We start from the raw sequence: 13,733 nt of genomic DNA, 5'->3' as shown, positions 1-13,733 counted from the left end.
AGGCGCAGCGCTGGGGCTTCGCCCCAGACCCGACCAGGGGTTGTCCACCCCTGGACCCGGACCAGGCACGGCCTGGACCGAAGGTGGATGAACTGCGCGATGCGCAGCTCATCCAGGGGAGATCAGGAGGCGAGGAACGTGGAGAGCTTGCCGCCCGAAGCGACGTGGGCCTGAGCCGCGCTGAGCTCGCTGAAGTCGAGTCCGCGCACGGAGAGCTCGTGGTACCGGCTCTTCTCGACGAAGCGAAGCTCCTCAGGGCGCGCCCAGTCGACCACGTGTGGCGATTTCGTCGAGATGATGATCTGTCGATGTTCGGCGCAAGCCTCGATCACCTCGAGCAACGCGCCAATCTTGCCCGGCACCGCAGCGACCTCAGGCTCCTCGATGAGCAACGCCGTCGCATCCGGATCCACGAGCGCGACGAGCAACTCCAGCCGGCGGAGCACGTTGTCCTGCAAGCGGCCGAAGTCGACTCCCTCGAAGGTGATGCCAGCCCGGTCCTGCGGCGCGACGTCGGCGCGCGCAGTCGTGTCACGCATGATCTGCACGGCGAGCACGCCCGGCGCGCCGATGCGCTGGCAGAGCTCGACGACCTTGTCGTACCGATCGCGGTAAAGCTCGAACCAGATGACGAGCGTCGACGCGAGCGAGAGCAGGCGCGCGTCGAGGCCACGCGAGGTCCAGAGCACGCCCGATCGCCCCGTGAGCGTGACACTCGCGCGATCCTCGAGCGGAGGGCGCGCGAGCGCGAGGCCGAGCCAGCGAATGCCCTCGAGGTAGGCCCGGATGCGGCGCGCGTCCTCGGGCACACGATCGGACGACTCCCCCGCGAGCGCGAGCGCCCCGACGCCCGAAGGCAACGAGATGCGGCTCCCATCCCCGAAGACGGCGCGCCGATCCCGCACCGTCCAGAGATCCACGTTCGCCTCGTCCGTGCGCGCCGCGTGTTCCTCCCAGCGCATCGAGGGCGGGAAGGGCTCGTCGTCGTCGTCGAGATCCTGGAAGCGCCGATCGTACGCATAGACCAGGTGTTCGCCGCCCTCGCCCTCGAACTCGCAGCGGAAATGGCGCGGCTTTTCCGGATCACTCAGCGCGTGGACGGCGATGTGCGCGCCCTCGGCGATGCCCTGGACGAGCAGGGAGGCGAGGCTACCGCCCTTCGCGAAGAGCACGGTGCGGCGCGGAGAGATGGTGAGCTCGATCGTGCCGCTGCCGAGCGCCTGGTACTCGCCGATCGTCACGGACACGAGCCGGGCGGCCGGGGCTCGGGGAAGAACGGAGGAGCGAGCCGGTTCGATCATGAGAGGGCATCTTCCTCCTACCACGCGGCGCGGGGAGTTGGCGTATCCCTTCTGCACGGTCGGGACGCTTCGTTCCGTCCCCCTTGGTTTGCGAGCGTAAGCGAGATTAGGCGCTAGAATTCGTGGGTGAGCGAGGCCATTTCCCCGAGGTCCGCGCTTTCGCGCGTCGCCCGCGCCGAGGGCCCCACGGAGCTCCTTCCTCTCTCGGATCCCTTCCTGCGGGGGCCGAGGTCGACGAAGAAGAAGCCCCTCTCGCCGCTGGCCCTGACGTCGATCCTGGCGCCATTCTTGGCCGGACCGCTGGGCTCGGTCGCCGCGATCGTCTTCGGCTGGGCAGCGCGGAGGGAGCTCGACGGCGTACGCCCGGAGCGCCGCGGGTACGTCCTGGCGACGCTGGGAATGGGGTTCGGGATCTGCCTGACCGTGGCCTGGGGCGCGGCCATCGCATTCGGCGTGTGGACGATGGAGCAGCGCCACGAGGCGGAGCTCGCGTCCATCACGAACGTCGTGGCGTCGGAGAGCGTGGAGGCGTCGCCCGAAGAGACGGCCGAGGCCGCGGAGCCGACCGCGAAGGCCGTGCCGATCCTCCAGAAAGAGACGTCGGTCCGCAAGGAGGGGAGCGTCACGCTCGTGGACGTCGGCGTGTCGGTGTCGTCGTTCTCGCAGGAGCTCGCGAAGCAACGCGCGGCCGCGGCCGCGGCGGGCGAGACGATCGTCGTGATGACGACGAAGGGCGAGTGTCCGTCGTGCCGCAGCGTCTCGTCGTCGCTCGTGGATCCGCTGATGCAGACGGCGCTCGCGAAGGTGCGCCTCGTCCGCGTGGACATCGACGCGTTCGAGGAGGACCTCACGGGGCTGAAGATGCCGCACGATCGGGTGCCGGGCTTCTTCCTGCTCGCGCCGGACCTGTATCCGCGCGACGGGATCGACGGTGGAGAGTGGGACGAGGACGTGCCGGCGAACATGGCGCCGGTGCTCGGCGCGTTCGTGCGAGGGAAGTACGACATGCGGCGGCAGAACTTCGAGCCGAGCCTGAACGGCGGCATCAAGCTCTGAGGTAAGCGAAAAGCCCGCTCCGATCTCGGGCGCGGCGCGTCCGTCCCCTGCTGCTACGATGCGGCCTCATGAAGCGCGCCGGGCAGATCGTGATCATCGTCCTCTGCGTCCTGTTCAGCGTCTCCGCCGCGGTGAACGTGATGTCGGACAACACCGAGGTCGAGCGCGCGGCGGCGGCGGTGGCGTGCGGGGAGCAAGGGCCGAACTGCCGCGCGCAGGTGACGCGGCTCGAGCGGACGCCGTTCGGCCAGACGTTCGAGATGGTGACGCCGAAGCGGACGGTGGACGTGGTCTGCCGGCGCGCGTTCGTGATGGTCGGCGAGTACGCCTGCAAGCTGCGCTGATGGGAAAGGCCGCGCTCCGGTCACTCCCCGGGCTCGTCTGCCCGCGCTGCCGAGACCACCACCAAGCACCCGCCGAACGAACGACACCGCTCGCGTTTTGCCCGCGCGACGGGTTTGCCCTCGTCGCCCCGCTCGTCCTCGCCGACGCGGACGGGGATCCCTTCCTCGGGAGGACGATCGCGCAGCGGTACGTGGTCGTGGGTCGGATCGGCGCAGGCTCGATGGGGGCGGTGTATCGGGCGCGGGACATCACGCGGGGGCAGGACGTCGCGGTGAAGGTGTTTCGTGGCGATCGAGGGCGCGGCGCGCGGGCGCTCTCGCGGCTCGATCGGGAGGCGCGGGTCCTGTCGATGCTCCGGTCGCCGCACACGGTGCAGGTGCTCGACGTGGGCGAGGTCGTGCACGGAGGCGAGGACGCGCTGCTCGCGCCGACGGTGTCGCGGTACCTCGTGATGGAGATGCTCGAAGGGGAGCCGCTCAGCGTCCGGCTGCGGCGAGAGGGGCGGCTCTCGATCGCGGAGGCGACGCGGCTCGCGACGGACGCGCTCACGTCGCTGTCGGAGGCCCACGAGAAGGGGATCGTCCACCGGGACCTGAAGCCGGACAACGTGTTCATCGCGCGCCTGCCGGGAGGGGCCGAGGCTGGGAAGCTGCTCGATTTCGGGCTCGCGGACCTGGAGCCCGCGGGAAGCGAGCGAGCGGAGTCGGCTCCCGCGGCGACGAAGGGGCCGGTCGGTACGCCGCGGTACATGTCTCCCGAGCAGGCGTTGGGGGAGGTGGTTGACGCGCGCAGCGATCTTTATGCGGTGGGCGCGCTCCTCTACCAGATGCTCGTGGGCAGGCCGCCGTTCGTGGAGCGGGGCGCGGCGCAGGTGATGGCGAAGCACGTGCACGAGCCGCCGGTTCCGCCTTGCGAGGCCGCGCCCGAGGCGGGCATCCCACGCGCGCTCTCGGACCTCGTGGTGCGTGCGCTCGGCAAGCGTCCGGAGGATCGGCCGGCGAGCGCGCGGGCGTTCATCGCGGCGATCGAGGAGTCGTTCGCCCGCGCTTAGGGCCCGGCGCGGCGCGGCAAGCAGCGGACGGGCGCGAGGCGGCTGTACGGCGCGAGGAGAGCCGTGTACCTTCGCGCACGGCCAACGATGGATCCTCGTGAAATCGAAATGCTCGTCCAGCGCCTCGTCGCGAACCCCCACGACCAGGAGGCGCTCGCATACGCGCATCGCGCAGGCGCGCAGGACCCTCGCTCCTACGCCATGCTGCTCGAGCGCGTCGGGACGCAGACGCCGGATCCCGCCTTCGGCGCACACTGGCTGAGCGAGGCCGCGAACGTCTGGCAAGCAGCGTTCGGCGACATGAACAATACCGTGCGCACGCTGATGCTCGCGGTCGACAGGGATCCGACGCATCGCTCGGCCGAGCGGCTCGCGCAGATGTTCCGCGAGAAGGGCGACGTGATGTCGCTCGTCCAGCTCTACGAGCGTCAAGCGAAGGGGCTCGCGCCGGCGGCGGCGAAGCCGGAGGTCCGCGCGCAGCTCATCAAGCTGCACGAGGAGCTCGGGCGGATGTGGAGCGAGCCGCAGCTCGCGCGGCCCGATCGCGCCGTCGAGAGCTGGCGCAAGGTCGCCGAGCTCGATCCGCGCAACGTGTACGCGATCTACGCGGCGCGAGAGATCCTCAAGGCGCAGCAGCAGTACGCGGAGGCGATCCCGTACTTCGCGATGGAGCAGGCCATCGCCGAGGATCCCGAGCGCAAGCTCGCGCTCTACCGGGACGAGGCCGACATCCGCAAGCGCGTGGGCGACATGCCGGGGGCGACGCAGGCGCTGCGCTCGGCGCGCGCGGTGCGGCCGACGGACGTCGCGCTGACGCAAGAGCTCGGCGTGAGCGTGCTCGAGCGCATCAACGCAGGCGAGAACGTGCCGCAGCCGGAGCGCGACGAGGCCGCGGCGATCTTCGTGCAGCTCGCGGAGACGTACGACGGGGAGTACGGGCTCTCGTACTCGCTCTCGGCGCTCGGCGCCTCGCCGGGGCACGATCGCGCGATGCAGCTCGCGGATCACTTCGCGACGTTGCTCGGACGCACGGGCGAGCTCGGTCCGCAGTACGCGGCGTACCTGAAGGCGAACCCGAACGGGTTCATGGCGAACGTGGCGCGGATGAAGGTCGGCAGCGCGCAGCCGCCGCCTCCTCCGATGCCCGCCGCGCCCCAGGCGGCGCAGCCGGTGCAGCCGGCGCAGCCGGTGCAAGCCGCGCAGCCCGCGCCGGCCGCGCAGCCCGCCGCGCAGCCCTCGCAGCCTCCGATGGCGGCGCCTGCGGCGGCGCCTTCGTTTGGTCCTCCGCCCGAGACGCGCGCGGCTTCGCCTTCGGTCGCCGCGATGCAGGCGCCGGCCGCGCCCGTGGGTGACGTGAGCGCGCTGCTCGAGGAGGCCTCGGCCGAAGCGCAGAAGGGTCGCAAGCCGCAGGCGTACCAGAAGTACCGCGACGCGCTGAAGATCGATCCGGGGAACTCCGAGGCGCTCTCGTGGGTCGAGGAGTACCTGCGGCAGAAGCGCATGTTCGCGGATCTGCGCGACGTGCTGCTCGCGGCGTCGCGCGTGTCCACGGTCTCGCCCGAGACGCGCAAGGCCCAGCTCCGGGACGTCGCGGGCATGTGCGAGTCGCAGCTCCGCGACATCGAGACGGCGATCGCGGCGTGGAAGCAGCTCTGCCAGATCGATCGCGGCGACGAGCAGGCGCGGGATCAGCTCCGCAGGTTGCTCGAGCGCGCGGCGAAGTGGGACGACCTCGCGACCGTGCTCGAGCAGGACGCGATGGGCACGCCCGACACGGAGCAGAAGCTCGCGATCGAGAAGAAGCTCGCGACCCTGCACGAGGGGAAGCGCAAGGATCCGGTGGCCGCGGCCGAGGTGTGGACGCGGATCGCGTCGCTCGTGCCCGAGGACGAGCAGGCCGTGAACACGGCCGTCAAGCTCTACGAGAAGGGCGAGCGGCTCGACCTCGCGGCGCAGGCCATCGCGGACAACATGAGCGGGTTCACGGACCCGAACACACGCGCCGGGCTGCTCCAGAAGCTCGGGGAGCTCCGGCTGAAGCTGAACGATCCGGGCGCCGCGGGCGACGCGTTCGCCGAGGCCGCCGAGCTCGCCAAGCAGGCGAAGGTCTGGGAGCAGGCCGAGAAGGCGTACACGGCCGCGGGCCGGATGTCGGACGCGGCGAACGCGATCGAGCAACGCGCCGAGCTCGCGGACGGCAAGCAACAAGCCACGCTGCTCGCGCAGGCGGCGGAGCTCTTGCTCAAGGCGGGCGACGCGCCGGGCGCGGTGATCCGCCTCGAGCGCGCGTCCGAGATCGATCCGACGAACGACGGGTACGTGCAGTCGCTCGAGGAGCAGTACCGCGCGGCGGGCAGGCTGCCGGATCTCGTGCAGCTCCTCCTCGCGCGTGGCGAAAAACTCAACGATCGCGGCAAGCGCGTGGCGTCGCGGCGCGCGGCCGCCGAGGTGCAGCGCTCGCTCGGCGACCACGAGGGCGCGCGCGAGAGCCTCTTGCTCGTGCTCTCCGACGGCGACGACGAGGGCGCGCTCGCGCTGCTCGTCGAGGACGCGGCGCAGCGGGGTGATCATCAGGAGTGCGTGGAGCTCCTGCGCAGGCTCGGCGCGATCACCAAGGCGCCCGCGGACAAACTCAACCACGCGCTGCGCGAGGCGAGCATCCTCGCCGAGGGCCTCGACGACGCCGACGGCGCGATCGAGCGGTACGAGTCGATCCTGAAGACGCTCGATCCGAAGAGCCGCGTGGCGCTCGCGGCGATCGCGAACCTCGAGGAGCGGCGGAACAACCCGCAAGGCGCGGCGGCGGCGCTCGAGCGCGAGGTCGCGCTGGCCGAGGGCGAGCAGAAGGTCGAGCTCGCGCAGCGCCTCGCGCAGCTCTACGAGGGCAGCCTCGGCGATCCGCGCGGCGCGATCCGGGCGCTCGAGATCGTGCACGCCGCGGACGCGGAGGACTTCGACGCGATCGGCAGGCTCGAGCGGCTCTGCGCCGAGGTCGAGGACTGGCCGCGCGTCGCGCACTTCCTGCACATGCTCATCGAGGTCGAGGGCGACGATGAGGAGCTGTCGCGCATGACCCGGCGGGTCGCCGACATTCTCTTCGAGAAGCTCGGCCGCGGCGACGAGGCGCTGGCGGCGCTCGACAAGGTCGCCGAGACGGGCGACGAGCCCTGCCGGCGCGCGTACGTCGAGCTCGGCGACAAGCTCGGGTGGAAGGGCCTCGTCGCGACGAAGCTCGTCACCTGGAACGAGTCGGGCACGGGCGCTGCGCGGAACGAGGCGCTGCGCGGCGCGTTCGATCGTTTCATCGAGGTCGGCCGCGACGCGGACGCGGCGCGCGTGGCCATGGAGCTCGCGCGCTCGCGCGGCGCCGATCGCGCGCTCGCCGAGCAGCTCGAGCAGCTCGCGATCAAGCTGAAGGACCTCGACGCCCTCGGCGTCGCGCACGACCTGCTCGCGAAGGACTTCTCCGGCGCGGCGCGCGCGGCCGAGATGGTGCGGCAAGCCGAGGTGCAGATCGCGGCGTCCGTGCCCGCGAACGAGGCGATCCAGCACGGCGAGGGCGCGCTGACGAGCGTCCCGCCGAACGAGGTCGAGCCCTTGCTCGCGCGGCTCGCGGCGCTAGCGCCCGACGTCACGCAGGTGATCGACGTGTACGAGCGTCAGGTGGCGCGTTGCCGCCTGCCGGCCGACAGGCTCGCGGCGCTCGCGCGCGCGGCGCAGGTCGCGGCCGAGCGCGGCGCGAACGATCGCGCGCGTAGCTTCTTCGAGCTCGCGCTCAGCGCGGGCGTCCAGGAGGAGACGCTCGTCGCGCTCGAGGCTGCGGCCACCGCGGGCGACGAGCGCTCGGGCGGCACGGGCCTGCGCCGCATCCTGGCCGAGGCGCTTGCCGGCGGCGGCCAGGGTTCGCGTGACGGCGGGCGGACGAAGAGCGCGCTCCTCCGGCGCGCCGCGACGATCGCGCACCGCGCGCTCGGCGACGTCGAGCGCGCTTTCAAGTGGCTCGGCGACGCGCTCGTCACGCACGTCGACGACGCCTCGCTCGACGCGCTCGAGGCGCTCGGCCGCGAGCTCGGCGATCTGCCGCGTGTCGAGGCAACGCTCACGCGCGCGCTCGAAGAGGTCTTCGACGGCCCGCTCGTCCGCAAGCTCCTGCAGCGCCGCGCGCGCCTGCGGCGCGACGCCTTGAACGACAAGAAGGGCGCCGGCGTCGACTTCAAGAAGCTCCACGACCTGTCGCCCGCCGATCAGGACGTGATGAACGAGCTCTCGAACCTGCTCACCGAGCTCGGTGATCACCGCGGCATGATCCAGCTCTACGAGGATCAGATCCTCCGCGGCCGTGATCCCGCGGTCCGCGCCGAGCTCGCGCGCAAGGTCGCGCGGCTGTGGGAGGAGGAGCTCGGCGACGCGCGCGAGGCGGCCGACGCCTGGCGCCGCGTGCTCCGCATGAAGGCCGGCGACCAGGAGGCGACGCAGGGGCTCGAGCGCGCCAAGACCGGCAAGCTCAAGCGTCCGCCGCCGCGCCCGGCGATGGCGTCGGTGCCGCCTGCGGCCATGGCGACGCCTTCCGCGCCGCCGCCTGCGGCCGTGGCGACGCCTTCCGCGCCGCCGCCTGCGGCCGTGGCGACGCCCGCGCCTCCGGCGTGGCAGCCGCCGGCGACGGACAACGAGCCGACGCCGATGGCGCCCGCGGCCGAGTTGTCCGCGCCTCCGCCGATGGTCGCGGCGCCTCCGGCGTACGTGCAAGCCGAGCAGCCGCAGGCGTACGCGCAGCAGCCCGCGGCGCAGACGCCGGAGGAGGCGTACGCGCAGCAGCAGGCGTACGCGGCGTACTACGCGCAACAGCAGGCGTACGCGCAGCAGCAGCCCGCGGCGCAGACGCCGGAGGAGGCGTACGCGCAGCAGCAGGCGTACGCGGCGTACTACGCGCAGCAGCAGGCGTACGCGCAGCAGCAGCAGGCGTATGCGCAGCAGCAGGCGTACGCGCAGGCGCCGGCTCCCGCCGCGCAGCCCGCGCAAGGCGAGGAGCTCGAAGAGGCCGAGCTGCTCGACGACGAGTCCTGACGACGAGGGGGCGCCCGCGCTGCCCCCGCCTCACCAGAAGATCGATCTCCTCGCCTTCAGCCCCCGATGCAGCATCGACTGGATGGTCGCCTTCACGCGGAGGACCTTCTCTTCGATGATCGCGTCGTCGTCGTCGGGATCGCCGTCGAAGCGCATGGGCTCGCCGAACGAGATCCTGTAACGCGTGGGCAACGGTAAAACCCCGCCGGGCACGAGGAGCTGCGGCAGGATCGGGAAGCTCGGCAGATGCAGCGCCTTCGCCACGCGGCGGAGGTTGCCGAGCGAGACGTACTGCTCCTCGGCGCCGATGACGGCCACGGGCACGATCGGCGTGTTCGTCTCGAGCGCGAGGCGCATGAAGCCGAGCCCGAAGTCCGTGAGCTTGTAGCGCTCGGCGAAGGGCTTCGTGACGCCGCGGATGCCCTCCGGGAAGACGAGGATCGCCTCGCCGAGCTCGAGCAGCCGGCGCGCGTTCTCGGGCACGCCGACGACCTGCCCCACACGGGAGAAGAACGTCGAGACGAACGGCAACGTCTGCGACCATTTTTCCACCATGCTCCGCACGATGCGCGGCGGCTCCGCGTCGAGGAACATCGAGGCCGCGATGATCACGCCGTCCATCGGGATCTGCCCGGAGTGGTTCGCGACGAGCAGCACACGCGAAGGGGGCACGCGCTCGATCCCGCTGACGATCGTGCGGAAGTAGAACCGGTGGAAGAACGCCGCCACGCCGATCGTGTACTTCGCCCACTGGGGATCGAGCCCGAAGGGATCCACGCCGCCGCCGCCCAAGGGGATGGGCACACGACGAAGGCGCTCCTCGAAGTCTCTGCCGAGCAGCTTGATCCCGAGCTCGCCGATTCCGTCGTGGGCGACATCGAAGAGCGAGCGCGCGATCGGGAGGGCGCTTTGGGTCGCGACGGTCGAGAGCTTGCCGAGGGTGCGCGTTGCTCCATCCAGCATGCACTCGAACGTAGCAAGTCGATGAGCCGTCAGCACGACGCGAAGTGCTTGACGACGAGTGCTCCCGAGCTTCACGGTGACGATCGGGGAGCGGGGGGATGAGCGAGACGAACGGGGGAGGCGAGGCGACGCGCGTCGCGCCGCGGCTCACGATGCGGCCGCCGTGCAGGGCGAGCGTGAGCGTGGACGGTGACTCGTCGCGCGAGCCGAGCGTGGAGAGTGATCGTTCGCATTTGCCCGTGCTCATCACGGGCATCTGCGGGCGGCTCGGGCGGAGGCTCGCTCGGCACCTGCACCGAGAGAGGCCGGTGATCGGCATCGATCGACGATCGTTCGAGGGCAAACCCAAGGACATCGTCCATCACCAGCTCGACCTCCGGCGCAAGAAGACGCAGGACGTCTTCCGCCACGAGCGCCTCGCCGCCGTGGTGCACCTCGGCGTCATGCACGATCCCCGCGTGGATCAGGCCGAGCACCACAGCTGGAACGTCGTCGGCTTGCAGCGCCTCCTCGAGTACGTCGCGCACTACGACGTCCCCAAGCTCGTCGTGCTCTCGAGCGCCAACGTCTACGGCCCTCGCCCCGACAACCCCCAGTTCCTCACCGAGGACGCGCCGCTGCTCGGCGGCGCATCGTTCAGCGAGATCCGCGATCTCATCGAGGTCGACATGCTCGCGCAGTCGTTCTTCTGGAAGCGGCCGCGCACCGAGACGGTGATCCTGCGGCCGGTCCACATCCTCGGCGCCGTGCGCAACGCACCCTCGAACTACCTGCGTTTGCCCGTCATCCCCACGCTGCTCGGCTTCGATCCGATGGTGCAGGTCATCCATCAAGACGACGTCGTCAGCGCCATCGCCCGCGCGCTCGCGCCTGGCGCGCGTGGCATCTACAACGTCGCGGGCCCGCCGCCGCTGCCCTTGTCGCGCCTCGTCGGCATGACGGGGCGGTCCCGCGTCGCCATCCCGCATGCGATCGCGCAAGGCGTCGTCCGTAAGCTCTGGCAGTACCGGGCGACCTCGTTCCCCGCGCCCGAGATCGATCACATCCGCTACGTGTGCATGGTCGACGACACGCGCGCCCGGACCGACCTCGGCCACGCGCCCGCCCACGATCTCGCGCAGACCGTCTCTGCGATCGACGACGTCTTCTGATCGCGTTCACGCGGCGCTCGCGGCAGTGTTCCGTCGTCGGTCGGTGCTTCACGTGGTGCTACGCTCGGCGTCCATCCCCCGCCATGTCCCTCCTCCCCGCGATCCTCGCGGTGACCGCCCAGGCCACCACGCCGCACCTCACCGCGGCGCGCGTCTCGACGCCGCCGGTCCTCGACGGCCGCCTCGACGAGCTCACCTGGAAGCGCGCCAAGGGCAGCGACGCCTTCACGCAGAAGCTCCCCACGCCCGGCAAACAGCCCCGGTATCGCACGCTCGTGCGGGTCGTGTACGACGACGAGGCCGTCTACGTCGGCGTCGACTGCGAGCAGACCGACGACGCGATCATTGCGCGCCTCACGCGGCGTGATCGCCAGGTCGAGGCCGACGCCGTCACGGTCACGCTCGACACGCGCGGCGACGGCAGGAGCGCGCTCGAGTTCGAGATCAACGCGGCCGGCGTCCTCGCCGACGCGCTCCGCTTCAACGACACCGAGATCTCGCGCGAGTGGGACGAGGTCTGGGACGCGCGCGCCGCGCGCACGGCGAAGGGGTGGTCGGCCGAGTTCAAGATCCCGCTCAGGATCTTGCGCTTCCGTGATCTGCCCTCGCAGAGCTTCGGCATGCAGGTCCGGCGCCGCGTCTCCATGCTCCAGGAGGTCGACGAGTGGACGTTCATCCCGCGTGACGCCGGCGGCGAGGTGTCGCGGTACGGCAAGCTCGACGGCTTCGTCGGCCTGAGGCCCAAGGCCGCGCTCGAGCTCCGCCCTTTCGTCGTCGGCGCCCTTCGTTACAGCGAGAGCGAGGCCGAGACGCGCGGCAAGGGCGTCTTCCCCATGGGCTCGGCGGGCCTCGATCTGAAGTGGCATCCTTCGCAGAGCCTCACCCTCGACGCCACGATCTTCCCGGACTTCGGCCAGGTCGAGGCCGATCAGGTCATCCTCAACCTGAGCAACTTCGAGCAGTTTTTTCCGGAACGCAGGCCGTTTTTCCTGGAGGGCGCCGACAACCTCGCGACGCCCCTCCAGCTCGTCTACACGCGCAGGCTCGGCCGCGCGCCCGGGGCGCCCTCGTTGCCCGATGGTGAGTCCGTCGTGGGGCGCGTCGCGCCGGCCACCGTGTACGGCGCGGCGAAGCTCTCGGGCGAGCTCGCCGAGGGGCTCTCGGCCTTCGAGCTGCTCGGCGTCACCGCGCCCGTCCTCGCCGACGTGAAGCGCGCGGATGGCAGCTTCGCGTCACGCGTCGCCGAGCCGCTCGCCGCGTTCAAGGTGCTCCGCCTCCGCAAGGACTTCGGCCCTCGCGCCTCGATCGGCTTCATGGCCACCGCGAAGAGCCGCTTCGAGACGCCGGCCGTGTATCCCACCGTCGATCCCGCGCCCGGCAGCCGCGGGAGGCGCGTGCTCTGTCCGCAGGGTCAGGTCGTCGCACAGGGCGCGCGTTGCTTCCACGACGCCTACGTCGCCGGCGTCGACGGTCGCTGGCGTTCGCCGGGGGGCGAGTACGTGATCAGCGGGCAGGCCGTCGCCTCGCTCGTGCACGACGGTCCGCCGCGCACCATGCCCGACGGCACCGTCGTCTCCTCCGGCGACATCGGCCCTGCGGTGCAGGCGAGCGTCGCGAAGGAGGGCGGCAAGAACTGGATCTTCAAGGCCAGCTACGCCGGGCACGGCCGCCGGGTCGACTACAACGACGTCGGCTACATGCAGCGGCAGAACCTCCACGCGTTCACGGGATCGGTCGGCTTCCGGACGCTCGATCCGTGGTGGGCCACGCTCGAGACCGAGACGTTCATCGACGTGGTCGAGCGCGACTCGCTCGACTGGCTCACGCAGGATCGGATGCTCCTGCTCGGCAACTACGTGCGCTGGGCGAACTTCTGGGAGACCTTCGTGAGTGTCCACGCCAAACCCTCGCGGTACGACGATCGCGAGGTCGGCGACGGCACGGCGCTCGAGCGCGCGCCGCTCTTCGGCGGGGAGCTCTGGATCGCCACGGACAAGCGCAAGCTCGTCGACGGCGAGGCGTGGGTGATGGTGCAGGGCATCGAGACGGGCCTCAACGTGCAGGGCGAGGGCCGCGTCTCCGTGCGTATCTTGCCGCAGCTCGATCTCGAGCTGCTCCCGACCTTCCTCTTCACGCGCGGCGAGCCGCGGTACGTCACGACGATGGGGCCGGGGCACGTCTTCGGCCGGCTGCGCGCGCAGAGCCTGGGGCTCACGATGCGCGCGACGTACACCTTCACCCCGCGGCTGTCGTTGCAGGCGTACGCGCAGGCCTTCCTCGAGGCGCAGGCGTACAGCGAGCTCACGCTCGCGAAGGCGCGCGGGGCAGGCCAGGTCGCTCGGCTCGCGGAGCTCTCGCCCTTCAGCGAGGCGCTCGATCTCGATCCGGACTGGGAGGGCGGATCGTTCAACGCGAACATCGTCTTGCGCTGGGAGTACCGGCTCGGCTCGACGTTGTTCCTCGTCTACACGCACGCGCAGGGCGACGGACGCGCGCCCTTCGGCCGGCGCGCGCGCTTCGACTTCAGTTGGCTCGGGCCACGCCCCTCCGAGGAGACGCTGCTCGCGAAGCTCTCGTACTGGTGGGGTTGACCCTCAGGGGTGGTTTGCGGCTCCGCGCGGAGCTCGAAAGTGGCCTCGGGGGGTGGGGTCGCGTTCCGCGCGGAGCTCGAAAGTGGCCTCGGGGGGTGGTTTGCGGCTCCGCGCGGAGCTCGAAAGTGACCTCGGGGAGTGGTTTGCGGCTCCGCGCGGGGCTCGAAGGTGGCCTCGGGGGGTGGTTTGCGGCTCCGCGCGGGGCTCGAAG

The 13,733-nt window shown here is 71.1% G+C and carries 8 protein-coding genes; 6 read left to right on the top strand and 2 right to left on the bottom strand.

The genetic code is table 11. The features are described from left to right. Positions 1-122: 122 nt before the first annotated feature. Positions 123-1,301: an AAA family ATPase gene (locus GF068_RS34725; protein WP_153823837.1), complete on the bottom strand. Its 1,179-nt coding sequence runs from the start codon at positions 1,299-1,301 to the stop codon at positions 123-125. A gap of 126 nt (positions 1,302-1,427) precedes the next feature. Between GF068_RS34725 and GF068_RS34720 the strand changes: the two genes are divergently transcribed. The 4 genes from GF068_RS34720 (at position 1,428) to GF068_RS46615 (ending at position 8,817) form a co-directional block, all read left to right on the top strand. Next, entirely contained in the window at positions 1,428-2,357 is a 930-nt protein-coding gene (locus GF068_RS34720; protein WP_153823836.1) for a DUF4190 domain-containing protein, read from the top strand. Between the two features lie 68 nt (positions 2,358-2,425). Next, on the top strand, positions 2,426-2,701 hold the full coding sequence (locus tag GF068_RS34715) for a hypothetical protein (protein ID WP_153823835.1): 276 nt from the start codon (positions 2,426-2,428) through the stop codon (positions 2,699-2,701). Beyond that, positions 2,701-3,753, top strand: coding sequence for a serine/threonine-protein kinase (locus GF068_RS34710; RefSeq protein WP_153823834.1), 1,053 nt, complete (start codon positions 2,701-2,703; stop codon positions 3,751-3,753). Before GF068_RS34715 ends, GF068_RS34710 begins: the two co-directional genes overlap by 1 nt. A gap of 87 nt (positions 3,754-3,840) precedes the next feature. Continuing rightward, positions 3,841-8,817 (top strand): tetratricopeptide repeat protein, encoded by a 4,977-nt coding sequence (locus GF068_RS46615; protein WP_153823833.1) that lies wholly within the window; start codon positions 3,841-3,843, stop codon positions 8,815-8,817. Between the two features lie 30 nt (positions 8,818-8,847). Here GF068_RS46615 and GF068_RS34700 read toward each other — a convergent pair whose 3' ends face one another. Further along, positions 8,848-9,780: a lysophospholipid acyltransferase family protein gene (locus GF068_RS34700; RefSeq protein WP_153823832.1), complete on the bottom strand. Its 933-nt coding sequence runs from the start codon at positions 9,778-9,780 to the stop codon at positions 8,848-8,850. 98 nt (positions 9,781-9,878) lie between these two features. Between GF068_RS34700 and GF068_RS34695 the strand changes: the two genes are divergently transcribed. Beyond that, positions 9,879-10,931 carry an NAD-dependent epimerase/dehydratase family protein gene (locus GF068_RS34695; protein WP_240807864.1) on the top strand — a complete coding sequence of 351 codons (1,053 nt, stop codon included), beginning with the start codon at positions 9,879-9,881 and terminating at the stop codon, positions 10,929-10,931. A gap of 83 nt (positions 10,932-11,014) precedes the next feature. After that, positions 11,015-13,522, top strand: a complete 2,508-nt coding sequence (locus GF068_RS34690; RefSeq protein ID WP_153823831.1) for a DUF5916 domain-containing protein — start codon at positions 11,015-11,017, stop codon at positions 13,520-13,522. Positions 13,523-13,733: the final 211 nt, after the last annotated feature.

Source organism: Polyangium spumosum, assembly GCF_009649845.1.
Classification (GTDB): domain Bacteria; phylum Myxococcota_A; class Polyangia; order Polyangiales; family Polyangiaceae; genus Polyangium; species Polyangium spumosum.
Note: the sequence above shows the minus strand (reverse complement) of the source record. Positions and strands in the feature narration are given on the sequence as shown.

What these genes read in the sequence shown, in the direction of transcription:
- GF068_RS34725 (WP_153823837.1), bottom strand. Translation starts at nt 1,301, where the DNA reads ATGATCGAACCGGCTCGCTCCTCCGTTCTTCCCCGAGCCCCGGCCGCC.
- GF068_RS34715 (WP_153823835.1), top strand. Translation starts at nt 2,426, where the DNA reads ATGAAGCGCGCCGGGCAGATCGTGATCATCGTCCTCTGCGTCCTGTTC.
- GF068_RS34710 (WP_153823834.1), top strand. Translation starts at nt 2,701, where the DNA reads ATGGGAAAGGCCGCGCTCCGGTCACTCCCCGGGCTCGTCTGCCCGCGC.
- GF068_RS46615 (WP_153823833.1), top strand. Translation starts at nt 3,841, where the DNA reads ATGGATCCTCGTGAAATCGAAATGCTCGTCCAGCGCCTCGTCGCGAAC.
- GF068_RS34700 (WP_153823832.1), bottom strand. Translation starts at nt 9,780, where the DNA reads ATGCTGGATGGAGCAACGCGCACCCTCGGCAAGCTCTCGACCGTCGCG.
- GF068_RS34695 (WP_240807864.1), top strand. Translation starts at nt 9,879, where the DNA reads ATGAGCGAGACGAACGGGGGAGGCGAGGCGACGCGCGTCGCGCCGCGG.
- GF068_RS34690 (WP_153823831.1), top strand. Translation starts at nt 11,015, where the DNA reads ATGTCCCTCCTCCCCGCGATCCTCGCGGTGACCGCCCAGGCCACCACG.